The 24,666-nt window shown below is 63.6% G+C and carries 28 protein-coding genes and 2 pseudogenes; 7 read left to right on the top strand and 23 right to left on the bottom strand.

The window, feature by feature from the left end; translation table 11 throughout:
- Nucleotides 1–218: 218 nt before the first annotated feature.
- From ACEN84_RS14750 to ACEN84_RS14675, 16 genes and pseudogenes are all read right to left on the bottom strand, one after another.
- Nucleotides 219–644 (bottom strand): membrane protein, encoded by a 426-nt coding sequence (locus ACEN84_RS14750; RefSeq protein WP_025555380.1) that lies wholly within the window; start codon nucleotides 642–644, stop codon nucleotides 219–221.
- Between the two features lie 118 nt (nucleotides 645–762).
- On the bottom strand, nucleotides 763–2,166 hold the full coding sequence (locus tag ACEN84_RS14745; protein ID WP_025555381.1) for an ATP-binding protein: 1,404 nt from the start codon (nucleotides 2,164–2,166) through the stop codon (nucleotides 763–765).
- Complete coding sequence (locus ACEN84_RS14740; protein WP_025555382.1) at nucleotides 2,166–2,828, bottom strand: response regulator transcription factor; 663 nt, start codon at nucleotides 2,826–2,828, stop codon at nucleotides 2,166–2,168. The genes ACEN84_RS14745 and ACEN84_RS14740 overlap by 1 nt, the downstream gene beginning before the upstream one ends.
- Before the next feature lie 49 nt (nucleotides 2,829–2,877).
- Nucleotides 2,878–3,126 carry a hypothetical protein gene (locus ACEN84_RS14735; RefSeq protein WP_025555383.1) on the bottom strand — a complete coding sequence of 83 codons (249 nt, stop codon included), beginning with the start codon at nucleotides 3,124–3,126 and terminating at the stop codon, nucleotides 2,878–2,880.
- Nucleotides 3,127–3,318: 192 nt separating this feature from the next.
- Nucleotides 3,319–3,525 carry a hypothetical protein gene (locus ACEN84_RS14730; RefSeq protein WP_413709091.1) on the bottom strand — a complete coding sequence of 69 codons (207 nt, stop codon included), beginning with the start codon at nucleotides 3,523–3,525 and terminating at the stop codon, nucleotides 3,319–3,321.
- Nucleotides 3,526–3,546: 21 nt separating this feature from the next.
- Nucleotides 3,547–4,671, bottom strand: a complete 1,125-nt coding sequence (locus ACEN84_RS14725) for a hypothetical protein (RefSeq protein WP_413709090.1) — start codon at nucleotides 4,669–4,671, stop codon at nucleotides 3,547–3,549.
- Nucleotides 4,672–4,678: 7 nt separating this feature from the next.
- Nucleotides 4,679–4,813: pseudogene (locus ACEN84_RS14720) on the bottom strand (DUF2460 domain-containing protein); the annotation flags it as partial.
- Nucleotides 4,814–4,820: 7 nt separating this feature from the next.
- Nucleotides 4,821–5,366, bottom strand: a complete 546-nt coding sequence (locus tag ACEN84_RS14715; protein ID WP_413709089.1) for a phage tail tape measure protein — start codon at nucleotides 5,364–5,366, stop codon at nucleotides 4,821–4,823.
- 25 nt (nucleotides 5,367–5,391) lie between these two features.
- Nucleotides 5,392–6,399, bottom strand: coding sequence for a serine hydrolase domain-containing protein (locus ACEN84_RS14710; RefSeq protein ID WP_413709088.1), 1,008 nt, complete (start codon nucleotides 6,397–6,399; stop codon nucleotides 5,392–5,394).
- Between the two features lie 47 nt (nucleotides 6,400–6,446).
- Nucleotides 6,447–6,569, bottom strand: a pseudogene (locus tag ACEN84_RS14705) (phage tail assembly chaperone); the annotation flags it as partial.
- Between the two features lie 126 nt (nucleotides 6,570–6,695).
- Complete coding sequence (locus ACEN84_RS14700; RefSeq protein ID WP_413709087.1) at nucleotides 6,696–6,956, bottom strand: type II toxin-antitoxin system RelE/ParE family toxin; 261 nt, start codon at nucleotides 6,954–6,956, stop codon at nucleotides 6,696–6,698.
- Between the two features lie 42 nt (nucleotides 6,957–6,998).
- A complete protein-coding gene (locus ACEN84_RS14695; RefSeq protein WP_413709086.1) occupies nucleotides 6,999–7,259 on the bottom strand; it encodes a CopG family ribbon-helix-helix protein in 261 nt (86 codons plus the stop codon).
- Between the two features lie 59 nt (nucleotides 7,260–7,318).
- Nucleotides 7,319–7,885: an alpha-ketoglutarate-dependent dioxygenase AlkB gene (locus tag ACEN84_RS14690; RefSeq protein ID WP_413709085.1), complete on the bottom strand. Its 567-nt coding sequence runs from the start codon at nucleotides 7,883–7,885 to the stop codon at nucleotides 7,319–7,321.
- A 54-nt stretch (nucleotides 7,886–7,939) separates the two neighbouring features.
- Complete coding sequence (locus ACEN84_RS14685; protein ID WP_413709084.1) at nucleotides 7,940–9,088, bottom strand: phage portal protein; 1,149 nt, start codon at nucleotides 9,086–9,088, stop codon at nucleotides 7,940–7,942.
- A 266-nt stretch (nucleotides 9,089–9,354) separates the two neighbouring features.
- The gene (locus ACEN84_RS14680; protein WP_199626581.1) at nucleotides 9,355–9,666 is read right to left on the bottom strand and encodes a Dabb family protein; all 312 of its coding nucleotides are present in this window, start codon (nucleotides 9,664–9,666) and stop codon (nucleotides 9,355–9,357) included.
- A 20-nt stretch (nucleotides 9,667–9,686) separates the two neighbouring features.
- Entirely contained in the window at nucleotides 9,687–10,370 is a 684-nt protein-coding gene (locus tag ACEN84_RS14675) for a hypothetical protein (protein WP_413709083.1), read from the bottom strand.
- A gap of 170 nt (nucleotides 10,371–10,540) precedes the next feature.
- Between ACEN84_RS14675 and ACEN84_RS14670 the strand changes: the two genes are divergently transcribed.
- A complete protein-coding gene (locus ACEN84_RS14670; RefSeq protein ID WP_281438210.1) occupies nucleotides 10,541–10,672 on the top strand; it encodes a hypothetical protein in 132 nt (43 codons plus the stop codon).
- A 138-nt stretch (nucleotides 10,673–10,810) separates the two neighbouring features.
- On the opposite strand, the gene ACEN84_RS14665 is transcribed toward ACEN84_RS14670, so the two are convergent.
- The 3 genes from ACEN84_RS14665 to ACEN84_RS14655 form a co-directional block, all read right to left on the bottom strand.
- Nucleotides 10,811–11,659: a hypothetical protein gene (locus ACEN84_RS14665; RefSeq protein ID WP_413709082.1), complete on the bottom strand. Its 849-nt coding sequence runs from the start codon at nucleotides 11,657–11,659 to the stop codon at nucleotides 10,811–10,813.
- A gap of 91 nt (nucleotides 11,660–11,750) precedes the next feature.
- Nucleotides 11,751–13,040, bottom strand: coding sequence for a DNA-packaging protein (locus ACEN84_RS14660; protein ID WP_413709081.1), 1,290 nt, complete (start codon nucleotides 13,038–13,040; stop codon nucleotides 11,751–11,753).
- A 103-nt stretch (nucleotides 13,041–13,143) separates the two neighbouring features.
- The gene (locus ACEN84_RS14655; protein ID WP_413709080.1) at nucleotides 13,144–13,785 is read right to left on the bottom strand and encodes a hypothetical protein; all 642 of its coding nucleotides are present in this window, start codon (nucleotides 13,783–13,785) and stop codon (nucleotides 13,144–13,146) included.
- An 807-nt stretch (nucleotides 13,786–14,592) separates the two neighbouring features.
- Here ACEN84_RS14655 and ACEN84_RS14650 point away from each other — a divergent pair.
- From ACEN84_RS14650 to ACEN84_RS14640, 3 genes are all read left to right on the top strand, one after another.
- A complete protein-coding gene (locus ACEN84_RS14650) occupies nucleotides 14,593–14,880 on the top strand; it encodes a DUF3892 domain-containing protein (protein WP_413709079.1) in 288 nt (95 codons plus the stop codon).
- A 208-nt stretch (nucleotides 14,881–15,088) separates the two neighbouring features.
- On the top strand, nucleotides 15,089–16,447 hold the full coding sequence (locus ACEN84_RS14645) for an HD-GYP domain-containing protein (protein ID WP_413709078.1): 1,359 nt from the start codon (nucleotides 15,089–15,091) through the stop codon (nucleotides 16,445–16,447).
- A 67-nt stretch (nucleotides 16,448–16,514) separates the two neighbouring features.
- Nucleotides 16,515–16,847: an MmcQ/YjbR family DNA-binding protein gene (locus tag ACEN84_RS14640; protein ID WP_413709077.1), complete on the top strand. Its 333-nt coding sequence runs from the start codon at nucleotides 16,515–16,517 to the stop codon at nucleotides 16,845–16,847.
- 22 nt (nucleotides 16,848–16,869) lie between these two features.
- Here ACEN84_RS14640 and ACEN84_RS14635 read toward each other — a convergent pair whose 3' ends face one another.
- Nucleotides 16,870–17,784, bottom strand: coding sequence for an SDR family oxidoreductase (locus ACEN84_RS14635; protein ID WP_413709076.1), 915 nt, complete (start codon nucleotides 17,782–17,784; stop codon nucleotides 16,870–16,872).
- A 104-nt stretch (nucleotides 17,785–17,888) separates the two neighbouring features.
- On the opposite strand from ACEN84_RS14635, the gene ACEN84_RS14630 reads away from it, so the two are divergent.
- Nucleotides 17,889–18,455, top strand: a complete 567-nt coding sequence (locus ACEN84_RS14630; protein ID WP_413709075.1) for a TetR/AcrR family transcriptional regulator — start codon at nucleotides 17,889–17,891, stop codon at nucleotides 18,453–18,455.
- A 119-nt stretch (nucleotides 18,456–18,574) separates the two neighbouring features.
- On the top strand, nucleotides 18,575–19,750 hold the full coding sequence (gene ampC, locus ACEN84_RS14625; protein WP_413709074.1) for a class C beta-lactamase: 1,176 nt from the start codon (nucleotides 18,575–18,577) through the stop codon (nucleotides 19,748–19,750).
- Between the two features lie 17 nt (nucleotides 19,751–19,767).
- Here the strand turns inward: ampC and ACEN84_RS14620 are convergent, their stop codons facing one another.
- Entirely contained in the window at nucleotides 19,768–20,244 is a 477-nt protein-coding gene (locus tag ACEN84_RS14620; protein ID WP_112719293.1) for a YcgN family cysteine cluster protein, read from the bottom strand.
- 185 nt (nucleotides 20,245–20,429) lie between these two features.
- Here ACEN84_RS14620 and ACEN84_RS14615 point away from each other — a divergent pair, with 185 nt between their 5' ends.
- Nucleotides 20,430–22,556, top strand: a complete 2,127-nt coding sequence (locus tag ACEN84_RS14615) for a transglycosylase domain-containing protein (RefSeq protein ID WP_413709073.1) — start codon at nucleotides 20,430–20,432, stop codon at nucleotides 22,554–22,556.
- A 174-nt stretch (nucleotides 22,557–22,730) separates the two neighbouring features.
- On the opposite strand, the gene ACEN84_RS14610 is transcribed toward ACEN84_RS14615, so the two are convergent.
- Nucleotides 22,731–23,306 carry a histidine phosphatase family protein gene (locus tag ACEN84_RS14610; RefSeq protein ID WP_413709072.1) on the bottom strand — a complete coding sequence of 192 codons (576 nt, stop codon included), beginning with the start codon at nucleotides 23,304–23,306 and terminating at the stop codon, nucleotides 22,731–22,733.
- Between the two features lie 49 nt (nucleotides 23,307–23,355).
- Nucleotides 23,356–24,615 (bottom strand): class I SAM-dependent methyltransferase, encoded by a 1,260-nt coding sequence (locus ACEN84_RS14605; protein WP_413709071.1) that lies wholly within the window; start codon nucleotides 24,613–24,615, stop codon nucleotides 23,356–23,358.
- Between the last annotated feature and the right edge of the window lie 51 nt (nucleotides 24,616–24,666).

Raw genomic sequence — 24,666 nt, 5'->3', positions numbered from 1 at the left:
TACTTGAAGCGCGCGGCCATTCCAACTGGCAAAGCCGGAATGACGAAGATTTGAGGCGTTTCGCCGCAATATTCGCTACGGCTTACGACACACGGCATTCAGTGCAGGCTGAGCCGAAAATGGTGATTTTCCACGACCCGCAGCGCAGCGTACTAAAGGTACGTGAGCACCGGAAGCGTGGAAAGGCGCCATTTGCAGGCCAGTATGGGCCGAATGTCCTAGCCGAGCGGCGACCAGCTGCCATCATCGTTGCGACAGGCCGAACCGCGCGCCACGGTCTCCTTGCCGTCGACGGTCAGCGTATGCGTGTACTGGCGGCAGTTCTGCGAGCCGACCTGATAGGGTGCCGCGGCGATAACCTTGCCGCTGACATTGCGTCCGCTCCAGACGACCGGCTGGCCGACGGCCGCCCCTTCCAGCGCCCGGTATTCGGCTTCGAGCGCGCGCTGCTTGTCGCTGTCGCTGAGTTCGATGCCGGTACGGCCGACGATGCCGCCCTGAAGCGCGGTGATGAACTGTGCCGAGGCCGAAGGCTTGCGGGAGAAAACGCCGGTCGAGCTGGCGCTCTTCGTCGTCGTGCAGCCGCTCAAGGCAACGGCAACGAAAAGCGAGGAAACGATCATGGCATTCGCGCGTGATATCATTCGGTCGAACCAGCAGAAAGAAACAAATCAATGCCGGCAGATGCGCACAGGCACTTGTCGGCTTTAAGGCAAAGCATGCTATGCAACTGCCTATGTCTTTGTGACATCAAGCAATTGGTCACGCAACATCCTTTGTGAGACCGGGCAAAATTAGCTTTGCTTTGAGCCCGCCGGCAGCACCGCGGGAAAGCTCCAGGCGGCCCTGATATTCATTGGCGATCTCGGTGACGATCGAAAGACCGAGCCCGGTTCCGGGCTTGCTTTCGTCGAGACGCTTGCCGCGTTTCAGCGCTTCCTTGATCTGATCGGGCTCCAGCCCCGGCCCATCGTCCTCGACGATGAGCTCGACCCAGTGCCGGCGGCCGCTGGTCTCGGCACCCTTCACGTCCTCGGCGGCTTCCGATGCGCTCACCTTGACCTTGTGAACGGCAAAGCGCGCCGCATTCTCCAGAAGGTTGCCGACCGTCTCCTCGAGGTCCTGCTGCTCCATGGCAACGGCCAGATGCGGTTGCGTGACGGAAAGCTCGAATTCCTTGTCGACGTTCAGGCGGCGCATGACGCGCACCAGCCGTTCCAGCGCCGGTTCCGCGTCGGTGCGAGCAAGCACGGATTCGCGCTGCGCGGCAATGCGGGCGCGGTTGAGATAGGATTGCACCTGCCCCTGCATCGCTTCCGCCTGGTTCTTGACGAGCTCGCCATGCGAACGCTCCAACACCCGCGCCTCGTTCAAGAGCACGGCAATCGGCGTCTTCAGCGAATGCGCCAGATTGCCGACCTGCATGCGGGCGCGCTCGACGATGCGGCGGTTGCTGTCGATCAGGGCATTGACCTCATTGGCCAGCGGCAGGATCTCGCGCGGGAAATCGCCCTTCAGCTGCTCGCTCTCGCCGGCGCGGATACGCTCCAGCGCCGCACGCGCCTTGTCGAGCGGCTTCAGGCCGAAGAGAATGGCAAGCGCATTGACGATCAGACTGCCGACCCCGAAGCCGGCGAGCGCCAGATAGAGGCTGTGAGAGAAGTTGCTGACGTCGGATTCGACGACTTCGACATTGCCGGTGACGCGAACGCGCGCCGCGCGGCCGTCGGTATCGAGCACGACCTCGGTCTCGGCCACCTGCACCCGGTTCCCGCTGGCATCGGTCACCTGGTAGTAGCGCTCGTAATTCTTGTCGAAAGGCGCTTCGAGAACGGAGGGAACGGGAATGGTCGCCGAGCCCAGCGATGGAGAAACCAGCGGCGCGGTCGTATAGGTCCCGAGCGGCTCCACCACCCAGTACCAGCCGGTGCGCGGCTGCGCGAAACGCAGGTCGCCGAGCTGCGGGCTGCCGGCCAGCGCGCCCTGGTCGCCGATGGTGACGGAATTGATGACGTTATAGAGCTGCGCGCGGAGCAGGTCCTGAAAGCCGCGCTCGGCGCTGCGGCGATAGAGCGTCGAGATCAGCAGGCCGATCACCACAAGCGCCACCGTCGACCATACGGTCGTCAGTAGCAGAACGCGTGCGGTGAGCGATTTTATTCGCATCAGGCCGGCGCTTGAATGCGGTATCCGAGACCGCGCACCGTTTCGATCAGATCGACGCCCATCTTCTTGCGCAGGCGCCCGACGAAGACTTCGATCGTATTGGAATCACGGTCGAAATCCTGGTCGTACATATGCTCGACAAGCTCCGAACGCGACACGACCTCGCCCATGTGATGCATGAGATAGGAGAGCAGCCGGTATTCGTGCGAGGTGAGCTTCAGCGCCACGCCGTTGACGACAGCCTTGGAGGTCTTGGTATCGAGCCTGACAGGACCGCAGACGATCTCGGAGGATGAATGACCGGCAGCGCGGCGGATCAGCGCGCGGATGCGGGCGAGCACTTCCTCGACATGGAAAGGCTTCGTCACATAATCGTCGGCGCCGGCATCGATGCCCGCGACCTTGTCGCTCCAGCGGTCGCGCGCCGTCAGGATCAGAACCGGCATGCCGCGTCCAGCGCCGCGCCACTTTTCCAATACGGTCACACCGTCCATTTCGGGAAGGCCGATGTCGAGGATGATCGCGTCATAGGGCTCGGTATCGCCGAGGAAGTGTCCCTCCTCGCCGTCAAAGGCCTGATCGACGACATAGCCGGCTTCCTTCAGCGTATCGCTCAGCTGACGGTTCAGATTGACATCGTCTTCGACTACCAGAATGCGCATCGGTCCGCTTTCACCTTGTTTCAGTCAGTGCTTTATAGGCCGATTCCGCCTACATCGGAACCTTGACGGTTACCTTGCGGGGGCGTTGGCCATTGCCCTGAACGAGCACGGTGATGATGCATGAATCGCCCGAAGGCTGCACGGAAAGAAGCTGGCCGCCCGTCTGCTCGACGACCTGCTGCGCGGCGGCGCTGCAATCGCCAGCGACGCGCACCACAAGCGTGCGCGAGTCGTCCGGTGAGGGCGCCGATACAGCCAGCCCTGCGGCCAAGGCTACGACGCTCAGAGGAGAGGCCATGTGCAATGCTTCCAACGTAATTCCAACCTGGGCCGACTATGTACTCACGTGACCTGAATGGCAAATGAATGCACTGTAATGACGGTGGTTTAGAACAATTCTCGACTGTATTGCCGCAACGATATTCACAGCCAAAAGACGAGGCGGCAGAAGCTCTTGATATCGCTGCCGCCGCCCTCCCGAAATGCTCGATCAGCGGATCGCCGTGCTCGCCGTCAGCCGTCCATAGACGGCCAGAAGCCCGCCGATCGCACCGGCGATATTGACGAGAGAATCGACGATCTGACTCTGGTCGCCGGCGTCGATATCGATGCCCGCCGCATGCAGAACAGAAGCGCCGATCGCAATCAGCGCTCCCCAGATCGTCTTCGAATGATACCAGTTCTTCCAGTCACCCATGACCATTCCTTCCGTTGAAAATCACATCGTCATCGTTGCGACTGCGGGAATGCCGAGCGGCATCCGCTGCCCCATCTGCCTCACCCGTATCGTCAGCGCGCTCTGCACACTGCCGAAGTCGGCAAGCTCGTCTGTCAGCGGATAGGTCCATCGCGGCACGCCGATCTCCACCTGCCGCCGCACCACACCATCAGCCATCACCTCGATCCGGTAGCGCTCGGAGGGTTCGTCGAGCGGAATATCGGCCGCGATCCAGTTGTCGGCATCGACCCGTCCGCGCCGAACCCACGAAAACGTCACCGCCCCCGCCTCGCCCCGCGCCGCCCTCAGATGAACCGGCGAAAGCGGTGTCTCCGCCCGCACCCCGCCCTCGAAGGCGAACGGACCCGCCTTGCCGCTCACACCGGCCGCCTCGGCGATCCAATTGAGCCGCAACCCCATCTCATCGGCCGTGAGGCCGAGCGGCACAACGGCATCGTCGAGCATCACCACGGACGCCTCTGAAACGGCACCCGCCGCCATCGCATCGTCGGTTCCCGCCAGCGCCCGCAGCAATCCGCCAAGCCGCCAGCGCCCGGCGCCGATCTCCTCGGCCTGCCGGAACCCGATCACCTCCCAGCCGCCGTCGGACGAAGCCACCGCGATCAGGTTGTCACCATTCAGCACCGAGACTGCCACCGCCGAGGACAGTGCACCGAACGGCAGCTCGATCTCCAGCACCTGCGACCAGTCGAACCGCCCCCGCACACCCGCCGTCAGCGGCCCGGTAAGCGTCCCGATCCGCGCCGGGCGCTCGACCAGCGCCCGCCCGCGATACCCCTCCTCGCTCACCGAGGAGGACAGCCCGATCATCCGCCAGGGCCTGGCAAAAACCGCCGCCCGCGCAAAACTCGCCGCCTCGCCCGCCGCAAAGCGCGGCAGATCCATCAACTCCACCAGCGGTGCAAACAGGCTGGAAGGATCGCCGGCGCCATTCTTGCCGCCGGTCTCGCCTGGCGGCGCGGCACCCGCCGATGGCGCGAACTCGCGCGCCTCGACCTGCCTCACCGCACCGTCCTCGATCGAGCCGATCAGAAAGCGCGCTGGCGGCCGGATGTGGCGGCCAAGCATGCGGGCATTTTTGCCGGGGAGAAAAGTTTCATCCATGCCATATGCGCTCTGAGCGCCAGCGGCTGTTACGGCTCTCGCGCCCATTGGAGAGATTGACGATATCGGTCCGCCGCACCGGCCCGCCGCTCGTCGACAGCGACAGCCGCAGCGGAAACCGTACCTCATGGAAACCGGCCATCTCAGCCTCACAGGTTGCGCTGGCCGCGCATCGCCGTGCGCGCCAGCATCGCCGAAATCTGCGCCTCGCTCTTCTGAAAGCTCTGCGCATCCGTCGCCGTGACGTTGAAAACGATCTGCGGCCCGCCACCGTTACCGGCGGCAGCAACCCCAAGCGCCCCATCCGGCCCGCGCCGCAGCGGCAGGATTGCCTCGCTGCCCGCCTCGCCCATCAGCCCGATATTACCACCCATCGGAAAATAGCTCGGCGCCGACACCACGCCGCCATCGGCAAAAGGCAGAACCTTGCCGATCCCACCCGCGATCCCCGACACCGCCCCGCCGATCAGCCCCTCGAGCGGCTTCATCCCCGCCGAAAGCGCGATATCGGCGAGCCGGTTGCCCAGCGAGCGCAACACGTCGTCCAGCCCCTTGCCGCCGCTGACGGCGCTCCGCAGGGCGCCGCTCAACGCCGAGCCGAAGGAGCGAGACCGCGCCTCCAGATCCTCCAGCGCCCGGCGCAGTTCATCGGCCTGCCCCGCCATCTCGGCGAGCCCGGTGTCATCGTCTTCCATCGATGTCTCCTGAATATGTGGGCCGTCAGCCCTTGTCCGGCATTGCCGAAAGCGCCAGCCGCAGGATCTCTCCCATCCTGACATGGCTGACGCCCGGACCAACCCTGAGCGCCGTCGCCGACCGGTGGACGACGACGAGATCGAGATCCGGCAGCACGATCAGATACTGGCCGCCCCAGCCGCTGGCGTAGAACATCGGCACATGCACGGCCATGGCATCGCCAGGCGCATTCGCCTGCGTGATCCACCACAGCAGGCCATAGGCCCATCCTTCACCAACCGCCGAATGCGGGCGCACGCTGTCGCGCACCCAGCTCTGCGGCACCAGCTGCGTTGCGCCCCAGCGTCCATGCCTGAGATAGAGAAGCCCGACCCGCGCCAGATCACGCGCCGAGAGCTGGATCTTGTAAACCGGATGCATGGATTCCGGCCCATGCTGAAACCAGCCGTCGCCGGCAACGCAATCCTGCATCCGGAGCGGCCGGGCCACGCGCGACGCCAGCGCATCCAGCACGCTCTCGCCGGTCGCCCGCTCGACGATCGTGCCAAGCACGTTGAAATCCCAGTTGTTGTAGAACCAGTGTTCCCCCGGCGGATGGCTGCCCCTGTCAGGCCTGCCGTTCGCCGTATCGTAAACCGACGGCAGATAGACGCCGGAGCGCGCCCGCAGCAGATCCATCACCGTCGCGCTGCGCTCGCCTGCCGTCAGCGGCGTCATGTCGTCGATGTTGAAATCGGCCAGCGTCTGCAGCGGATCGATCCGCCCCTCGGCGATCAGCATGCCGTAGAGCACATTGACCAGGCTCTTGCGCACCGAAGCGATGCTCGACTTCAAGGCGATATCGCCCCAGCGGTAGATCATGCGCCCGCCCTGGACGATCATGAAGGCGCTGCTCTCGCCCTTCGCCAATTCTGCGGAAAGCGTCGCCAGCCGCGCCTCGGACCAGCCGAACAGCGAAGCCGGCCGCTCGTCCCAGTCACCGAAGGGGAAGACGACCATTCCCTTCGCAAACATGTTGTCCGACTGCGCCATCGCCGCTCCGAATCTCGGTGCCGAGCATAGCACGGGCAGAGATCACCTCACCCATCCGGAAACCGCGCCATCATCTCGCTCAGCCCCGCCCGCGAAAGCCCCGACGCGCGCGGCGCCAGCCCGCCGGCGGCGGCATGCAGCTCCACCGGCGTCATCGACCAGAATATCTCGGGAGGAACCCGCCCGGCGCATCACGCGCGCCCCGGCAGGCCCAATTTCCCCGAATTGTTTGAATCGCTTACGCCTGAGACTTCTCAGATCGAATCAGGCGCTTGAGAGGTTGATTCAATGGCGCATCAACTGTCGCCAGGAACCTCGAAATCGTCGTCTTCGTCGACGTCCAGAACCGTGCCCTGCTGGCGCCCGTGGCGGATCGCTGAAATCAGGATCGCGTCGGCCTCGACACGATAATCGATGACATAGGGCGTCTCGACAAAACGCCGCCGCCCGGCAAGCGGCAACACGGGGCTAACCGCATTCGGATGCGCCGCCAGCATTCGAAAGGCCGCCTGCAAACGCCGCAAGGTCGTCGTCGCCGCGCGAGGATTGGCCTTCATAAGGTAAGCCTTCTCGCGCATCGGCCGACAGGACGATCCGCTTCAAGCAGCGTTATCCTTGGCATCGGCAAGCAGCAGCGCAAACAGATCGTCAGCCTCGACAATTTCGTCGTTCCTGATCTGCTTCTCACCCTCGACGATCTCGAGAATGTCGCTACCCTCCTGCCGCAGATAATACTTCAACGCCCGCACGATCACCCAACTGCGCGTCCGCTCGGTCGCCTTTGCGATCGTCTCGATATCTCTGAGCATATCTTCAGGAAGGCGCAGCGCGATCGGATCGGAAAGAACAGGCTTGGACACGGCGTTATCTCCATTTTGTAATACGACGTATAACAAAATCACCGCCGAGCCTCAATTGCCTATCCCAGCACCACGGTCCTGAAGGTCAGCGAAACCCGCCGCCCGCGCATCCGCTTCACGCCATCGACGACATCGGAAGCCCGCGCCGGTATCTCATGCGTCCAGTCGTAGCGCGCTGCCCCCTGCATCACCAGCAGCGACCCGGGCTCCAGCATCACGCTGCGACGTTCACCGCTGCCGCGATGACGAAACACCATCTCGCAGGCCGAGAGCAAACTCAGCGACACAATCACGCCGCCGAAGCACGGCTCGCAATCGACATGCGCACTGATCCCCTGCCCCGGCAGATATTCATTGGCGATCACCTGATCCGGCAGCGCACCAAAGTGCCCACCCCCCACCAGCCGCCGCGCCAGTTCCCCCAACCAATCCGGCAACGGCCCCAGCCTCGCATCATCGGCCACCGTCCGCGCCCTATAGTCATAGCGATAGCCGAAATGCTGCACCCGCCGCTTCAGCGTCGTGTCCCAATCGCCGGTATCAAGCGCAAGGCAAACCGCGTCCGCTTGCGGCCCGGCCAGAAAGCCAGGCACATAGCTCAGCCCCTCGATGCCCTCGAAATCCACAGCGCCCCCCAGCCTGCAAAATCGCCATAGGCTTCACAGGCCGACCGTTAGAGGTCAATACCCCACAGCCTCCCGCTTCTCCTCATCCGTCAGAAACGCCGCCGCTCCCACCCGCGCCCAGAGCTCCCCGCGCTCTGCCGAAAGCCCGGCTACCCTGTCCAGATCCGGCTCTAGCCGCAGTCCCTCGCCATAGGCTCCGCCGAGCCAGGCCGAAAGCGAGGCCGCCGTCCGCATCAGCATCGGCAGCACCGTGAGACGGTAGAAAGCCCTGTTTGCCTCCTGGTAATTCGCAAACGTATTGTCGCCGGGAATGCCGAGCAGCATCGGCGGCACGCCGAAGGCGAGCGCGATGTCGCGGGCGGCGCCATTGCGGGCCTCGACGAAATCCATGTCCTTCGGCGAAAGCCCCATCGCCTTCCAGTCGAGCCCGCCCTCGAGCAGCAGCGGCCGCCCAGCGCGCATCGGCCCGGAATAGCCGTCGTCGAGCTCCTGGCGCAGCCGCTCATATTGATCGGGCGAAAGATTGCCGCCCTCCTTCGGCTGATAGACCAGTGCACCGGAGGGACGGGCTGAATTGTCGAGCAGCGCCTTGTTCCAGGTCGCCGCCGCATTGGAAAGATCGAGCGCCACCTGCGCCGCCGCCAGCGGCGGAAAACCCAAGTGATCGTCGAGCGGATGAAAGAGTTTCAGGTGCAGCAGCGCCATCCCCTCAGCCTCCGCCGCAAAGCGCCTCACCGACCCACCGGCCCTGTAATCATAAGCCTCCGGCCACCCGTCCCGCCCCTCGACGACGCTCACTCTATCGGGCCGCAGCAGATGCAGTTCGCGCAGCGCCGCGCCGACCATCAGCGGCTCGACATAGGCATTGCCCGACAGCAGCAGATGCCCATAGAGCGCCTCGAAAAAATCCGGCCCGCCCATCCGCCCGTTCGGCTGGCGCAGCAGTGTCGCCGCCGGATGCTCCGGCCGCTCCCGCTCGCCCTCATAGATCAGCCACGGCACGGCGGCGGCCGCCTCGGACACCAGCCTGACACAGCGATGCGCCACCGGGTTCTTCATGAACCCTTCGCGAGACAGTGCGGCGTAAGACCGCCCCGTCCAGCTCGCCTGCCCCTGCGCCGCCAGCGACAACAAAGACCCCGCCGCCTTCTTCTCGGCCACGGCATTACGCCCCGCCCACGGCAGGAAAGACCGGATGTTCATGATGATGTCCCTTGTTGAAAGGCTGGGGATGAGAGGGCGAAAGCCACCCCACCCTCCCTCATTCCTGTGCTCGTCACAGGAATCCAGCCACCGCGCGTCGGCGCGGTGAATGACTCACATGCCTACTGCAGGAGAATGACTCATACGTCTGAGAAGGGTCTCCCGCGCCCCAGGACTGGGGCGCACTGGATTCCTGTGACATCCCGTGGGCGCAGCCCTAAGGCACAGGAATGAGGGAAGGATTTAGGGCTGCACCCAGCCAGTACCTACCCTACAACCGGCACCTTCACCGCCAGCCCGCTGTCGAAATCCGCCGCCACCCGCGTCTCGCGCAGCGGCTTCACCGTCCGGGTCGAAAGCTCGTAATCCGGATGCGCCTTGTAGGCCGCTAGTGCCGCCTCGTCGGCGAACTCGCCGTAGACGATGAAGTCGACGGCATTGCCCCACTGGTCGGATTTCAGGTTTTCGCCGATCTCCAGCGTCAGCGCGTGGGGAATGCCCGTCAGCCGCGACAGGCCGTTGCGCACCGCCTCGCGATTTTCTTCCGGTGCGGTGAAGAAAACGATGTGGCGGATCACGCGGGCTCTCCCTCTTTTTTTCAAGTGCGCCGCGCGATAGCATGCGAAAGCCAGGCCATCAACCGTTGCCACAGCCCGCAGACGCCGTCGCGGCGCAAGGCCGCATGGAAGGTCCGGCCGTAATCCGCGAGCTTTTCCGCCCTGTCGGTCCCGTTGACGATGCGCCTGGCGTTCACCCAGTCCGCCTTTTCGGCATTCAGGTGATCGGCAAGCTTGTGCGGCGCGAAGCTGCCTGAGATCATCCCCTCGACGAGAATGGTCACTGCCGTCTGCATTTCCATGGCGCGCGCCGGATCGGCCACCAGGTCGATCCCCGTCAGCCTGCTCATCGCCTCGTAATTGCGCTTGTGCGTCAGCTGCACCAGCCCGCGCCCCAGCCAGCTCTTGCCGTCCTCGTCGGGCAGCCAATAGACCGTCCTCACCCAGGAAAGCTTACCCGCCGCATAAGCACGGTCGAGGATTTCCACCGCCTTCTCGTCGCTCGCCGCCAGCGTCTCGCGCACCGGCTGCATCGTGTAGGCGGTCTCGTGAAAGGCGGTCGCCAGGATATAGGCGAGCCAGCGTCGATCGGCGCGGTCGTGATGCCGCTCCCAATAGTCGAGGATGGCATTGATGCCCTCCACCTGCTGTTGCTGCAGGCTGCCCTTGAAGAGCGTGCCGCGCACCTGATCGAAGAAGTATCGGCGGTCGATGTGGATAACCATGAAAATCGTCCCGGCCTTAATCGATTAAAATAATTTCAATCGTTTAAAGCGTTTAAGCCCCTGATTTACAGCATATTTAAGCTGTGTCATGCGTTTCCTATCGCCGCAGCGCCAAAGGCTTTCGAAAGCCTTGGCCCAGCCGATTGGCCGTCAAGCCGGAGAGGAGACCGATGCAAACGACCGATACCCAACAGCAGCCCATCATTCCCCAGCACCTCGTCGACCAGATGGAAAACGAGTGGCGCCAGGTCCGCCCGGTTCGCGAAGCACCGCGCCCTGCAGAACCGCCGAAGCAGCGATAAACTGCCAAGGCGCAAAAGGCGAGCGACGAACCGTCATATACCTCTCACCCGCGGCTCGCCGCCGCTCTCGATCGGCACACCGCGGCCTAGGCCGAACGCATCCCGTCCGGCCCATACTTGGTCGTGATCACATCTGTGCTAGCGCTCGAGATGATTGTTCAGGTCGAGAAGCCGAAGCTGTATGATTGCATCGTTTCCACGCTTGAGAATCTCGCTATCGCTGAGTGGCCTGAAAGCAGTTCCGGTTTCGGGTTGAGCGTGTTCGCCCTTTTTGCCATCTCCACCCTTCGTCGCTTTCACGGGAAGGCGAACTGCCTGTTGTGCGGGTCCGAGAAAGGCAAGTTCCAGCTTGCTTACATCCGTACGTGCAACGTTGAGAAGACCGCCCGGTCCGCTGAAATGCACAAGCGTCCACAGCGGCCCGAGGCCTGTTATCTTGGCCTCGACGGTAAATTCGATCGAGCCCGAAAAGTCTCCTTTGCCCGATGCGCCGGTACTGCCGAGGCCGAATTTGACATCCGTCACTCCCGCGAACGAGTTCTGCACACCCTGTTTCTCTGCGACAAGGGCTGCAACGCCCAGATCGCCAAGAATCGGCGGGGCATCCTTGTGAAGGTAGGTGCAGGACGACTCCGTTATGTCCTCGAGTGAAATCGCGTAGCTCTGGCTGAAAAGAACTTCCTTCTTCTGCCCGACCGAGAACGGAGCTTTCATCACAAAGGAGGTGCTGGGTGCAGCCAGAGCATCGGTGGTGGTGAATTCGGGGTTGACATAATCCGACGCCGTCCCGCGCAAGGTCATGACTGAATAGACCGTCCACTTGTCTTTCTTCAGATAGGGATATTGCTTCGTGAGGTTGTAGAGCTCGCATCGCTCCTTGTGGATCAAGGCGGCGGTTGTCATGCGACTGATTTGGGCAACATGATCGCCGGATATGCAGCCGGAGAGACCAGCCAGAAGCAGCGGTACAGCAAGCATCTTCTTCATCCTCGATCCCCTTTGCCGAAGGGTCTCAAGCCCGCTTGCTTTGCTCAACGGCCTCTCACGCTTGTCCACAATTTTAAATTGCTACTCACCTTTATATACCTCTCACCCGCGGCTCGCCGCCGCCATCAAGCACCAGTGCCGTCAGCGCCCAGACCAGCGCATCCAGCCGGTCCGGCGAGCGGCCGTTCGAGAGCCCGTCCGGGCCGAAATCGCACATCTGGTCCTCCAGCGCCGTGAAGCGCCCGGCATGAACCACCCGTCCCTGCTCGTAGAGTGCCGCCACCGGCTCGGCCCTCAGAAATTTTCCCCGCGTCGCCCTCACGGTCGACACCGGCAGCGTCGCATCGATGCTCTTCAGCATGGCCGAAACCATGTCGCCGCCCTGGTTGATTTCGGCGATCACCCGGTCGGCGCCGAAGCGCTGATAGGCGCGCACCACCGCACCCGCCCAACCGGCCGGGCTCAGGCCCTCGACCGAGCAATCCGCCAGCACCACCGCCCGCCCGGAAACCTCGATCCCCGCCACGACGATGCCGCAGCAGGATTGCGCGCCGGCCGCTGCCGGCGGATCGACCGCCACGACGATGCGCCTCAGGGCACCGGTCACCCGCGTCACCAGCGCCTCGATCTGGCCGCGCTTCCACAGCCCGTCCTCGCGATCCTCGATCAGCTCGCCATCGAGTTCCTGCCGCCCCAGCCGCGTGCCGCCATAGCGCGCCGAGAGCGCATCGATGAAACCCGGCGCCAGATTGGCGCGATTGGCAAGCGTGCTGATCCGCGTCAGCCGCGTGCCCTCATCGGCAATCAGCGCCTTCAACAGCGGCACCGGCCGCGGCGTCGTCGTCACCAGCTGCTGCGGCGCAGGGCCGAGGCGCAGGCCGAACTGCAGCATGTCGAAGGTCTCCTGCCCATGCTTCCATTTCGCCAGCTCGTCGCACCAGGCGAGATGAAACTGCGGCCCGCGCAAGCTCTCGGGGTCCTCGGAGGAAAACACCTGCGCCACCGCGCCATTCGGCCAGACGAGCCTGCGCCGCGAAATCTCGAAGTCCGGCCGGTTGCGCCGCGCGATCCTGCAGATCCCGGAAATACCGTCGATCATCACCTCGCGCGCATCGCCCAGCGTCTCCGCCACCAGCGCGATCCTGAGATCGGAACGCTGCCCGGCGCTCGCCAGACCATGCACCCATTCCGCCCCCGCCCGCGTCTTGCCAGACCCGCGCCCGCCAAGCAGCAGCCACGTCCGCCAGTCGCCAACAGGCGCCATCTGCTCCAGCCGCCCCGCCAGCGCCCAATCCCTGAGCGCCCCCGGAAACCCTTCGAGCAACGGCCCGCCGATCCGCTCCAGCCTCTCAAGCGCCGAAAGCCCCGGTTCAAGCCACATCGGCCAGACCTCCGTTGGTGGGTGAGCGGGTGGAGTTCGTCGGGAGGGAGCAGTAGCCGATGCAGGCTCCGCGCCTGAGACGCGACAACCCGCCGCCTCCCGCTCATCCGCCCGGCCCGCACCGATCGCCTCCAGCCCCTGCCGCAGCATTCCCGCCGCCGACAGCGCCTGCGCCATCGCCGAGCGCACTTTCGCCGCCTCGGCCCGCCGCTTCTGGCGCGCCGATCGCGGCCGCATCGTCCGTCCCGGCAAAGGAAATCCCGTCACGTCCGCCCGCCTCCGCCTGCCAAGCCCTGATCCGCTGTTCGACGATCAGCGCCGCCTTCTCCTCGGCGCGCTGCTCGATGATCGCAAGAAGCTGCCCCTTGGCCGCCGCATAGCCTTCGGCCTGTTCGCGGCTTTCGATCTCCATCTCGCGGTCGCGGGCGAGCTGGCGCTGCAGCTGGTCGATCTTCTCGAGCGTGCGGACGATCAGCCCCATGGCATCGGCCGCCGCCTTCAGATCCGCCCGCGCCAACTTCTCCGCCGCCTCGTCACCGCTCAGCGCCGCAATCTCGGCACCCTTGCGCAGCTCGACGAAAGCCGCAAACTGCTCCCGCATCTCCGCCGTCATCTGGTTGAGCAACACCCGCAGCTCATCCCCCGGCACCCCCTCCGACTTGGTCTCCAGCAGCTGCCCGCCGCCATAGACGAGCCGCTCCGGCCAGACGCCGCAAAGCTCGGCTGCGAATTCACCAGTGCTCATTGGAAGGTCCTTTCGGCGAGGTGCCGCAAAGTGCGAGACTAAAGGGGCGGGAAGGCCCACACGAACCCACATGAAAGTCAGTCGCCAGAAAATAGATGCCGAGACCGGAGCCCCCTCACCCTACCCTCTCCCCGAGGGGAGAGGGAATGTTGGCGCCAGAGGCAATCTCGACAGTCCCTTCTCCCCAACGGGGAGAAGGTGCCCGCAGGGCGGATGAGGGGGCCGCCAACGCTGAGTCTCCCTCATCCCTGTGCTCGTCACAGGGTTCCAGCCACGGCGCGTCCGCGCCGTGAATGACTCATGCCCTTAAGAGTAAGTCTTCCGCGCCCCAGGACTGGGGCGCACTGGATTCCTGTGACAAGCACAGGAATGAGGGAGTGAACGGCACGTTTACCGTCAAACAGGCGCCGCCGACATCGCAGAAGCGCCACCACCAGAAAGCCCAACCGCATCCCGCAACTTTCCGACTATGCCACAACCCTACCAAATCACCGTCACGCCGTCAAGGATTATTTTCCTATGACCTCAAAAAACCAGACCGAGCCGCAGTCTGCGAGGACGCCGCAAACAAGCTTAGCGTAAGAACGTGAGAAAAACCTGTGGAGATCACGGCACTAGCCTTGTGTAAACAATAAGCAACGCTTGCCCGACTCAGATGTCTCGGGAAACGTGAAAGGCGACGGTTAGCTACAACCGTCGCCTCAACCGAAACAAGCGATAGAACCGCTTGGTTTGTGATCACGTCCTCAAGTTACGCGTTACGCGATTCACGTCAAGCGTTTCCTCGATTTTGCACAGGAAACCAAAATGCCAACAGATCACCAAATAACTTGCATAATCCCAGATGAGAATGATGCGGACCGGCGGATCGACAGCGTGGGCGGTGCGACCGGATCTGAGAGTGGTGGAGCTTGGTGTATCAAGCTCGATGTTGCTATTGCCGGAATAGAGGACGGGCGGTGGCGCTTCTGGACAAATGGCAATGGAAAATCGGTTTGGGTAGTCATTGCAACACGCAATGGCCGCAAATACTTGAAAACCGAAGCCGATGGTGCGGAACCGAATAACCTACTGAGCCTTGCCAGCTGCCGATAGGCGTCTGGCTTCCCATACTTCGTTAGTCAGCGCCACAACACCGAGTAGCGCTGACTAATGCCTCCCAGCAATTTAAAATTATGGCGTGCATTAATATTCTCTAATACACTGAAATCCTTCCACAATCCCCCATCTTAACCACCTTCCTGAACCCTTCTTCAACCTCCCCCGGCGCTTATCTGGCTCAAACCCACATAGGCAGGACATCATGAGCGGCATCCAGATCCGGCTTGCGGAAATCATCGAAGCGCTCAGCAAGGCGCTCGATCTCACCGAGGGGCAGCCGCCCGGCCATTGCATCCGCGCCTGCTATATCGGCACGCATATCGGCCGCGAGCTCGGCCTGCCCGACAGCGCCCTGCAGGATCTCTACTATACACTGCTCCTGAAGGACCTCGGCTGCAGCAGCAATGCCGCCCGCATCTGCGAAATCTATCTGGCCGACGATCTCGCCTTCAAGCGCGATTTCAAGCTGGTCGACGGCAGCCTCGGCCAGGTACTGCGCTTCGTCATCGGCCACACGGGCATGCAGGCCGGCCTCGCCGAACGCTTTCGCGGCATTCTCAACATTCTGCAGAATGGCGGCGAGATCGTCACCGACCTGATCCAGACGCGCTGCCAGCGCGGTGCCGAGATCGCCCGGATGATGCGGTTCTCCGAAGCGGTGGCAAACGGCATTCTCGGCCTCGACGAACACTGGAATGGCGGCGGCCGGCCGATCGGCCTGTCGGGCACCGAAATCCCGCTGTTTTCGCGCATCGCGCTCTTGTCGCAGATCGCCGATATCTTTCAGGCGAGCGGCGGCCCGGAGGCGTCGAAGGCCGAGATCGCCAAACGCTCCGGCACATGGTTCGATCCCGATCTCACGGCTGCCTTTGCCCGCGTCGCCGCGCGCCCCGATTTCTGGGAAATCCTGCGTTCTGAGGCGCTCGAAGAGGTCGTGCTGAGCAGCGAGCCCGGCCAGCAGGCGATCATGGCCGATGACGACTACCTCGACGATATCGCCGCCGCCTTCGCCAAGGTGATCGACGCCAAGAGCCCCTATACGTCGGGCCATAGCGATCGTGTCGCGCTGTTTACCGATCTGATCGCCGAGGAAATGGGCATCGATGCCGAGGGCCGACGCTTCCTGAAGCGTGCCGCCCTGCTCCACGATATCGGCAAGCTCGGCGTCTCCAATTCCGTGCTCGACAAGCCCGGCAAGCTCGAAGGCGAGGAATGGGAACAGATGAAGCGCCATTCGGAATTTTCCGAGCTCATCCTGTCGCGCATCCATGCCTTCTCCGAAGCCGCCGTCATCGGCGGCGCCCATCACGAAAGGCTTGATGGCAAGGGCTATCCGCGCGGCTTGACCGCCGAAGCCATCCCCATGGAAGTCCGCATCGTCTCGACCGCCGATGTCTTCGATGCGCTGACGGCCGATCGCCCCTACCGCGCCGCCATGCCGATCGCCAAGGCGCTCGGCATCCTCTGGGAGGGTGCGGGCCAAAGCCACGATCCGGTCTGCATCACCGCACTCGAACGCGCGCTCGACCGCACCGCCATCGAAAAGAAGGCGGCCGCGTAGAAGCGGCCGGCCACGCCAAAACCGTCGCCGACATTTGTCCGCCACCCCATCCATGCTATAATCCGCCATGGACCGGGAACAGCTTGCAGCCTTTGCGCTCTCACTGACGGAAGCGGTCGAAAGCGCCCATATGGGCACACGCGATTTTCGCGTGCGCAGCAAGATCTTTCTGACCTTTCCCGACCAGGATTACTGCGTCGTCCGCCTCACCCCCGACCAGCAGAAACTCACCCTCGAAATCGCCCCGAAGGAAACCCTCCCCGTCCCCGGCGGCTGGGGCCTGCGCGGCTCCACCCGCCTCTATCACACGCTCGCCGAGGACACGCTGACCCGCGACCTCGTGCGCAAGGCCTGGCTGAATGTGGCGCCGAAGGGGTTGCATGGGCTGCTGGAGGGATAGGTGGGCACACTCCACCACCCCCTCACCGATACCCCACCGCATCCGCCTCCTTCCCCGTCTCCACCACCTCGTCCATATACCGCCAGCAATCCGGCCTCGACCCGTCCACATCGTCGAACCCATAGACCTTCGCCAGCCCGCCGCTCGAGAGCGACTGTCCGTTGAAACGCCCCATCTGCGCATCCCCCGCCAGCGCCGCCACCGCCCGGCCGACGAAGCGCGGCGTCTCCGAGATGACGAAATGCGCCGGGGCGATGGTGCTCTGCCGCCAGGTCGCCTCGGTCACCCCATAGATCTCCAGCATCATTTCCGAGCGCATCCAGCCGGGCGTCAGGGAAACCGCCATGCAGCCGTGCTTTTCCAGGTCCCTGCCATGCGCCCAGGCCATGCGGGTCACGCCGGTCTTGACGAGGTCGTAATAGGGGTTCAGCCGGTAATGCGTGGCGTTGTATTCGGCCGTGCCGTCCGTCATTTCGACGAGCAGCCCGCCCGGCCGTTCGATCAGCAGCGGCAGGGCGTAGCGGGCGGTGATGAAATGCGTGTCGATCGCCAGCCGCAGCATTTTCAGGCCGTTTTCCAGCGAATGTTCCCAGACCGGCTTTTCCCATTCGGTCAGATGCTCGCCGCCCCAGATGTCGTTGACGAGAATATCGAGCCGGCCCTGATCGCCGCGGATGCGCGCCACCAGCGCCTCCACCTCCTGGGGCACGAGATGATCGACCCTCAGCGCGATCGCCCGGCCGCCGGCCGCTTCCACCAGTTCGGCGGTCTCCTCGATCGTCTCCGGGCGGTCGTATTCGGAGCGCTGGCCGCGCGTCGAGCGGCCGGTCACGTAGACGGTCGCGCCTGCAGCCCCGAGCTCGATCGCGATCCCGCGTCCGGCGCCGCGCGTGCCGCCCGCCACCAGTGCCACCTTTCCCTTGAGCTCCGCTGTCATAATCCGATCCTCCACGCTAGAAGCAATTTCGCCCGCCTCGCGACGGGCCATTGAATATAAACGAACGTTCGTTCATAATCGATGCGAACGCAAGAGGAAATTTCATGCCGCGCACCCGCACCCTGCCGGACGAGCAGCTTCTGGAGATGGTTCTCGCCCTCATTCATGCCGAGGGTCCGGATGCCGCGAGCTTCGGCGCAGTGGCAAAGGTCAGCGGCCTCTCCGGCTCCACCCTCGTCCAGCGCTTCGCCACCAAGGCCGGCATGCTGCGCGCCGCCCTGCTGCATGCCTGGGACCGGCTGGATGCCGAGACAGCAAGGATCGCGAGCGCCGCGGACAAGACCCCCGAAGGCGCCGTCGGCCTGCTCACCGCCCTCTCGCAGGATTACGGCGAAGACCCCGCCGCCTATGCCCAGGGCCTCCTCGTGCTGCGCGAGGATTTCCGCGATCCGGTCTTGCGCGCCCGGGGTGCGGCATGGGCCAAGGCGCTGACCGCAGCCCTCTCCGAATGCCTCGCTTCCTCGCCCGACGCCGAAACCTCCGCCCGCCTGATGCTGTCGCAATGGCAGGGCTCGCTGCTCTGGTGGGGTTTCACCTCGGAGGGCCGCGTCGCCGATTATGTCGAGCGCGAACTCAGGCTGTTCCTGAAGACGCTTCTGCACCGGAGCTGACCCCAAGCCCAAATTTATCTAGGGTCTCCCGCGAGTTCTTATCGTTTGTGACGGGGCATCGGCGCGCGCTATCGAGCCTGCACCGGAGATTTATCCGGATGCATCGCAAGGAGCCGCCCATGAAGATGAGACATTGCCTGATCGCGCTTTCCCTTTCCGCAAGCCCGTTTTCACTTGCCGCGGGACAGCTCCACGCTGCCGAGCTGACCGAAAAGGCCTTCCAGGAAATCGCCGCCCGCGCCTTCCAGCCTGTCATCAAGACCTACGATATCCCCGGCATGGCGATCGGCGTCTCGATCGGCGGCAAGCAATTTTTCTATGTGTCGGGCGAGGCCTCGCGCGAGGCGAAGACGCCGGTGACCACCGATACGATCTTCGAGCTCGGCTCGGTCAGCAAGGTCTTCAACGTGACGCTCGCCGCCCTTGCCGCCGAGCGCGGCCTGATCTCCCTCAAGGACCCAGCCTCCACCTACCTGCCGGAGCTGAAGGGCAGCGCCTTCGACAAGATCACCCTCGTCAATCTCGCCACCCACACGTCCGGCGGCCTGCCGCTGCAGGTGCCCGACGCAGTCACCAATGACGCCGAACTGACGGCTTATCTCAAGAGCTGGAAACCGCCCTACAAGCCGGGCACGATGCGCTCCTATTCGAATGTCAGCATCGGCCTGCTCGGCCGCATCGCCGGCCAGCGCCTTGCCGGCAGCTACCGCGAAGCCGCCGAGAAGCAGCTCTTCCCGGCGCTCGGCCTGAAGAGCACTTTCATCAGCGTGCCCGACGCTGCCAAGGACCGCTATGCATACGGCTACTCCAAGGACAACCGCCCGATCCGCGTCAATCCCGGCGTCCTCGACGACGAGGCCTATGGCGTCAAGACGACCATCCGCGACATGACGCATCTGATGGCGCTCAACCTTGACCAGCAGGGCCTGGCACCCGACCTCGCCGCCGCCATCCGCCAGACCCATACCGGCTATTTCACCACCGCCTATTATACGCAGGACATGGTCTGGGAGCAGTATCCCTGGCCGGTGAAGGCCAAGCAGCTCACCGACGGCAATTCCAACAAGATGAGCCTCGAAAGTCAGCCGGTCAAAGCGCTGAAGACGCCGCTCGCCCCGCAGAAATCCGTGCTGATGAACAAGACCGGCGCCACCGGCGGCTTCGGCGCCTATGTCGTGCTGGCCCCCAAATCAGGCATCGGCCTGACGGTTCTCGCCAACCGCAACTATCCGAACACGGCGCGCGCCGAAGCCGGGCTGAAGCTCATTGAGGCGCTGGAAAAATATACGAAGTAAGTCGGGCCGCGGCCGGTTTATTCCGGCCGCTCCTTCGCATCGTTGCCGACCGTCAGCGGCCAATCCACCACGTAATCCTCCAGCGCCTCCGGATCGATCTCCGTCTCGCTGATCGTCCGCCCGCGGGCGGAAATGCCGGCCTGGTGCACGGTCTCGGGGTCGCCGGAGACCAGCGGGTGCCACCAGTAGAGGTCCTCGCCCTCGTTGATCAGCCGGTAGCCGCAGGTCGGCGGCAGCCAGGCGATCTCAGGCACGTTTTCCTTGGTCAGCTGCACGCAATCGGGCACGAAGTCCCAGCGCTTCTCGTAGTTGGAACAGCGACAGCTTTCGCCGTCCAGCAGCTTGCAGGCGACCGACGTGAAATAGATATCGCCCGAGTCCCATTCCTCGAGCTTGTTGAGGCAACAGAGCCCGCATCCGTCGCAGATGCTTTCCCATTCCTCTTTGGTCATCTCGGGCAGCGTCTTGCGCTTCCAGAAGGGCGTATCTTCCATCATTTCGTTTCTGCAACAGCCGTTCCGCAAATTCGCGTGAGGCCGGCTGCGTCTCTTGTTATCGTCGGGCAAATCAATCAAACATTCAGCATGCTTCGTTTATCGAAGAGCGCAATGCCAAGTTAGGCTGTTGCTCTGACGCCTGGGGGGCCAGCCGTCAAGCGCGATCGGGCGGGAAGAACAACGTGCAGGATCCTGAAACTCCGGAAAAGCAGCCGAAGAAGAGCAAACATCTTCTGCTGAAGATCGATTCCTGGATCGATTCCACGGTCTGGAATGCCGGCTTCCGCTCTGCCGAAATCTGGGAAGACATCACCATCTTCTTCCGCCGCTTCCGCGTTCGCGGCTGGAAGCGCATCGTCTTCGAACTCGGCGGCGAAGGCCTGACGCTCGGCTCGGTCGGCGCCGTCTTGATGCTGGCGCTCGCCCAGCCCGCCTTCGAGGCGACCAAGGAAGACTGGCGCAATCGCGGCGATTTCGCCGTCACCTTCACCGACCGCTACGGCAATGTCATCGGCCATCGCGGCGTCATCCACCAGAACTCGGTGCCGATCGACGAGCTGCCCGACAGCCTGATCAAATCGGTGCTCGCCACCGAAGACCGCCGCTTCTTCGACCATTTCGGCATCGATGTCATCGGCCTGTTCCGGGCGCTGGTCACCAATGCCCAGGCCGGCGAAGTCGTGCAGGGCGGCTCGACGCTGACGCAGCAGCTGGCGAAGAACCTGTTCCTTTCCAACGAACGCTCGATCGACCGCAAGATCACAGAAGCCTTCCTGGCGCTGTGGCTGGAGGCCAATCTTTCGAAGAAGGAAATCCTCTCCACCTATCTCGACCGCGCCTATATGGGCGGCGGCACGTTCGGTGCGGCGGCGGCCTCGCAATTCTACTTCGGCAAGAGCATCACCGACGTCAATCTGGCCGAAAGCGCCATGCTTGCCGGTCTCTTCAAGGCGCCGGCGAAATATGCGCCGCATGTCAATCTTCCGGCCGCGCGTGCCCGCGCCAACGAGGTTCTCACCAATCTCGTGCAGAGCGGGCTGATGACCGAGGGCCAGGTGATCGCTGCCCGGCGCAATCCGGCGACCGCGATCGACCGCAACGAGCAGGAAGCCCCCGATTTCTTCCTCGACTGGGCCTTCGACGAAGTGCAGCGGCTCGCCTCGCGCTTCCACCAGCATTCGCTCGTCGTGCGCACCACCATCGACATGGGCATCCAGCAGGCGGCCGAGGATTCGGTCGAGACGTCGCTGCGCGAATATGGCGAGAGCTATCACGCCAAGCAGGGCGCGATGGTGATGATCGAAAACGGCGGCGCCGTGCGCGCCATGGTCGGCGGCCGGGATTACGGCGAAAGCCAGTTCAACCGCGCCACCAAGGCGCTGCGCCAGCCGGGCTCCTCCTTCAAGGTCTACACCTATTCGGTGGCCATGGAGAGCGGCATGACGCCGAAGACGACGATCATCGACGCGCCGATCTCCTGGGGCAACTGGAGCCCGCACAATTACGAAAACCGCTATGCCGGACGCGTGACGCTGGAAACGGCGATCGCCCAGTCGATCAACACCATTCCGGTGCGTCTCGCCAAGGAGAAGCTCGGCATCCAGCCGATCCGCGCCATGGCGAAAGCGATGGGCGTCGAATCGCCGGTGCGCGACGACGTGACGATCCCGATCGGCACATCTGAGGTCACCGTCCTCGACCAGGCGACGGCCTATGCCGTCTTCCCGGCCGGCGGCTACCAGTCGCGCCGCCACGGCATCACCCAGATCCTCGATTACGACGGCGACGTGCTCTACGATTTCGACCGCGACGAGCCGCCGGCAAAGCGGGTGCTCTCCGAAAAGGCCGACGACGAGATGAACCAGATGCTGAGCCGCATTCCCTATGTCGGCACCGCCCGCAAGGCGGCACTCGACAACGGCATCGTCACCGCCGGCAAGACCGGCACGACCCAGGCCTATCGCGACGCCTGGTTCGTCGGCTTCACCGGCAACTATACGACCGCCGTCTGGTTCGGCAACGACGACTATACTTCGACCAACAACATGACCGGCGGCTCGCTGCCGGCCATGACCTTCAAGCGCGCCATGGACTACGCCCACCAGGGCGTCGTGCTGCGCCCGATCCCCGGCATCGAAAACCCGCTGCCCTCCCCCAAGACCGCCGCCGCCAAACCCGCCGACGGTACCCCGCAGCTGGTCCGCCCGCGGATGCTCTCGGTGGAGAGCACGAAGATCTTGAAGGACCTCGGCGAGAAGCTGAAGGATGCGGCGCCCCTCGAGGCGCAGAAGGTTGCGAGCGTGGAGTGAGGTTGGGGGCCGGCACGCGTAGGTGACACCCTGCAGCGCCCACCCAACACTCCCTTACTCCTGTGGTCTTAGGGCTGCGCCCACGGGATGTCACAGGCAACCAGCAGCCGCGCGTCTGCGCGGCGAAGGACTCTTTTCGGCACAAGAACGCAGCCCGCCTCGACAGTGTAACCCCTAGCGCCCATTCCAGCGCCGGATCACCGGCTCCGTCAGGTCATGCTCATAGCCGAGCACGCTGACACTTGCCGTATCCAGCACGAACTTCTCGCCACCCTCCGGCGGCAGGCCGAGCCAGCGGGCGGCGAGTACGCGGAGGAAGTGGGAGCTGGAGAAGATCAGGACCGGGGCGTCGAGGGAGCGGAGTTCGGTGATGATGCGGTCGGCGCGGGTGCCGGTGGCGGCGGCGGTTTCGCCGTTGGGGCAGCCGTCGCGGAAGAGTTGCCAGCCGGGGCGGGTTTTGAGGATTTCCTTGGTGGTGATGCCTTCGTAGTCGCCGTAGTCCCATTCCGCGAGGTCGTCCTTGATGACGGCACTGGCGCCGAAGCCCGAGAGGGCGCAGGTGTTGCGGGCGCGCCCTGACGGGCTCGACCAGACGGCGGCGGGGGTGATCCCGGCAAGACGGGAGGCGAGGCCGCGGGCGGCTTCCTCGCCTTTTGCGGTCAGCGGGATGTCGCTGCGGCCTGTGTGGCGGCCGGAGAGGCTCCACTCGGTTTCGCCGTGGCGCACAAGGGTGATCTCGGGATAGGCCATGACTGCACCTTGAAAAGCAAAAGCGCGGCCTTGAAGCCGCGCCTGATGGTCAGAACGTGATCTTTTCGAGCGGCGGGCGGACCGCCTCGAATTCCTTGAGCTTCGTTTCGGCGGCCGGGATATAGTTGCGGTTATCGGGCGTCGAATACTGGTTCTTGGTGATCTGGATCTGCATGATGAAAAGCTCGTCCCAGCGGAAGCCGATCTCGGAACCGGCGAGATAGAATTCCCACATGCGGAAGAAGCGCTCGTCGTAAAGCGCAACGGCTTCGGCCTTGCGCGCCACGAAGCGCTCGCGCCAGGCACGCAGCGTGTAGGCGTAATGCAGCGGCAGCACCTCGACATCGCGCACCAAAAGCCCGGCCTTTTCGATCGCCGGGATGGTTTCGCCGATCGAGGGAATATAGCCCTGCGGGAAGATATATTTCTCGATGAAGGCGTTGGTGGCAAAGCTCGGCTTCGGGCGGGCGATCGAGTGCAGGACCATGACGCCGTCATCGGCGAGCAGCTCGTGCACCTTCTTGAAATAGCCGGGGAAATTGCCGATGCCGACATGTTCGAACATGCCGACCGAGACGATGCGGTCGAAGGGCTCGGCCTTCATCGTCCGGTAGTCCTGCAGCTCGAAGCGGACGCGATCGGCGATGCCGCGCTTTTCGGCCCGGTCGCGCGAGATCTTCAGCTGCTCTTCGCTGAGCGTGATGCCGGTATGATCGAGACCCGGTGTCGCCTCGGCGATATAGAGCCCCATGCCGCCCCAGCCGGAGCCGATCTCCAGGACGCGCTGGTTCGGCTCAAGCAGCATCTTGGCGGCGATATGGCGCTTCTTGGCGACCTGGGCCTCCTCCAGGCTGATACCCGGCGGATCGAAATAGGCGCAGGAATATTGCCAGTCCTCATCGAGGAAGAGCTCGAACAGGCGCTCGGACAGATCGTAATGATGGGCGACGTTGCGCTTGTTGTGATTGACGGGAAGCCGGCTCTTCAGCTGCTGCAGGGCAATGCGGCCGATGAGGAGCGCCGCCATCGGGATATCGAATATCTCGTTGGTGGTGTTCTGCTTCACCATGGCGAGGAAGTCGTAGATGTTGCCGTGTTCAAGAATGAACCGGCCATCCATATACATTTCGCCAAGCTTGAGGGTGGGGTCGCGGCGGATCAGCTTTTCCGCCTCCTCGTCGGCGATGCGCACAGCGACGAAATCGCCGCTGCCATCCCCGACCGTATGTGTCTCGCCGTTGGCGAGTGTAAGCTTCAGATTACCCTTGCGGATGATTTTCTGGACAATCGATAGAAATCCCGACGCCATGATAAGGCCTCGCAATGTGACAGGACGGTCACATCAACTTAATGCGTCCCT

Origin of the sequence: Rhizobium sp. Rhizsp82, assembly GCF_047325115.1 — a bacterium.
In the GTDB taxonomy this organism is placed as follows: domain Bacteria; phylum Pseudomonadota; class Alphaproteobacteria; order Rhizobiales; family Rhizobiaceae; genus Rhizobium.
This window is presented reverse-complemented; position numbering and strand designations above follow the sequence as displayed.

Excerpts from the sequence above, each read along its gene's own strand:
- ACEN84_RS14750 (WP_025555380.1), bottom strand. The coding sequence starts at position 644 with ATGATATCACGCGCGAATGCCATGATCGTTTCCTCGCTTTTCGTTGCC.
- ACEN84_RS14745 (WP_025555381.1), bottom strand. The coding sequence starts at position 2,166 with ATGCGAATAAAATCGCTCACCGCACGCGTTCTGCTACTGACGACCGTA.
- ACEN84_RS14740 (WP_025555382.1), bottom strand. The coding sequence starts at position 2,828 with ATGCGCATTCTGGTAGTCGAAGACGATGTCAATCTGAACCGTCAGCTG.
- ACEN84_RS14735 (WP_025555383.1), bottom strand. The coding sequence starts at position 3,126 with ATGGCCTCTCCTCTGAGCGTCGTAGCCTTGGCCGCAGGGCTGGCTGTA.
- ACEN84_RS14730 (WP_413709091.1), bottom strand. The coding sequence starts at position 3,525 with ATGGGTGACTGGAAGAACTGGTATCATTCGAAGACGATCTGGGGAGCG.
- ACEN84_RS14725 (WP_413709090.1), bottom strand. The coding sequence starts at position 4,671 with ATGGATGAAACTTTTCTCCCCGGCAAAAATGCCCGCATGCTTGGCCGC.
- ACEN84_RS14715 (WP_413709089.1), bottom strand. The coding sequence starts at position 5,366 with ATGGAAGACGATGACACCGGGCTCGCCGAGATGGCGGGGCAGGCCGAT.
- ACEN84_RS14710 (WP_413709088.1), bottom strand. The coding sequence starts at position 6,399 with ATGGCGCAGTCGGACAACATGTTTGCGAAGGGAATGGTCGTCTTCCCC.
- ACEN84_RS14700 (WP_413709087.1), bottom strand. The coding sequence starts at position 6,956 with ATGAAGGCCAATCCTCGCGCGGCGACGACGACCTTGCGGCGTTTGCAG.
- ACEN84_RS14685 (WP_413709084.1), bottom strand. The coding sequence starts at position 9,088 with ATGAACATCCGGTCTTTCCTGCCGTGGGCGGGGCGTAATGCCGTGGCC.
- ACEN84_RS14675 (WP_413709083.1), bottom strand. The coding sequence starts at position 10,370 with ATGGTTATCCACATCGACCGCCGATACTTCTTCGATCAGGTGCGCGGC.
- ACEN84_RS14670 (WP_281438210.1), top strand. The coding sequence starts at position 10,541 with ATGCAAACGACCGATACCCAACAGCAGCCCATCATTCCCCAGCACCTC.
- ACEN84_RS14665 (WP_413709082.1), bottom strand. The coding sequence starts at position 11,659 with ATGAAGAAGATGCTTGCTGTACCGCTGCTTCTGGCTGGTCTCTCCGGC.
- ACEN84_RS14660 (WP_413709081.1), bottom strand. The coding sequence starts at position 13,040 with ATGTGGCTTGAACCGGGGCTTTCGGCGCTTGAGAGGCTGGAGCGGATC.
- ACEN84_RS14655 (WP_413709080.1), bottom strand. The coding sequence starts at position 13,785 with ATGAGCACTGGTGAATTCGCAGCCGAGCTTTGCGGCGTCTGGCCGGAG.
- ACEN84_RS14650 (WP_413709079.1), top strand. The coding sequence starts at position 14,593 with ATGCCAACAGATCACCAAATAACTTGCATAATCCCAGATGAGAATGAT.
- ACEN84_RS14645 (WP_413709078.1), top strand. The coding sequence starts at position 15,089 with ATGAGCGGCATCCAGATCCGGCTTGCGGAAATCATCGAAGCGCTCAGC.
- ACEN84_RS14640 (WP_413709077.1), top strand. The coding sequence starts at position 16,515 with ATGGACCGGGAACAGCTTGCAGCCTTTGCGCTCTCACTGACGGAAGCG.
- ACEN84_RS14635 (WP_413709076.1), bottom strand. The coding sequence starts at position 17,784 with ATGACAGCGGAGCTCAAGGGAAAGGTGGCACTGGTGGCGGGCGGCACG.
- ACEN84_RS14630 (WP_413709075.1), top strand. The coding sequence starts at position 17,889 with ATGCCGCGCACCCGCACCCTGCCGGACGAGCAGCTTCTGGAGATGGTT.
- ampC (WP_413709074.1), top strand. The coding sequence starts at position 18,575 with ATGAAGATGAGACATTGCCTGATCGCGCTTTCCCTTTCCGCAAGCCCG.
- ACEN84_RS14620 (WP_112719293.1), bottom strand. The coding sequence starts at position 20,244 with ATGGAAGATACGCCCTTCTGGAAGCGCAAGACGCTGCCCGAGATGACC.
- ACEN84_RS14610 (WP_413709072.1), bottom strand. The coding sequence starts at position 23,306 with ATGGCCTATCCCGAGATCACCCTTGTGCGCCACGGCGAAACCGAGTGG.
- ACEN84_RS14605 (WP_413709071.1), bottom strand. The coding sequence starts at position 24,615 with ATGGCGTCGGGATTTCTATCGATTGTCCAGAAAATCATCCGCAAGGGT.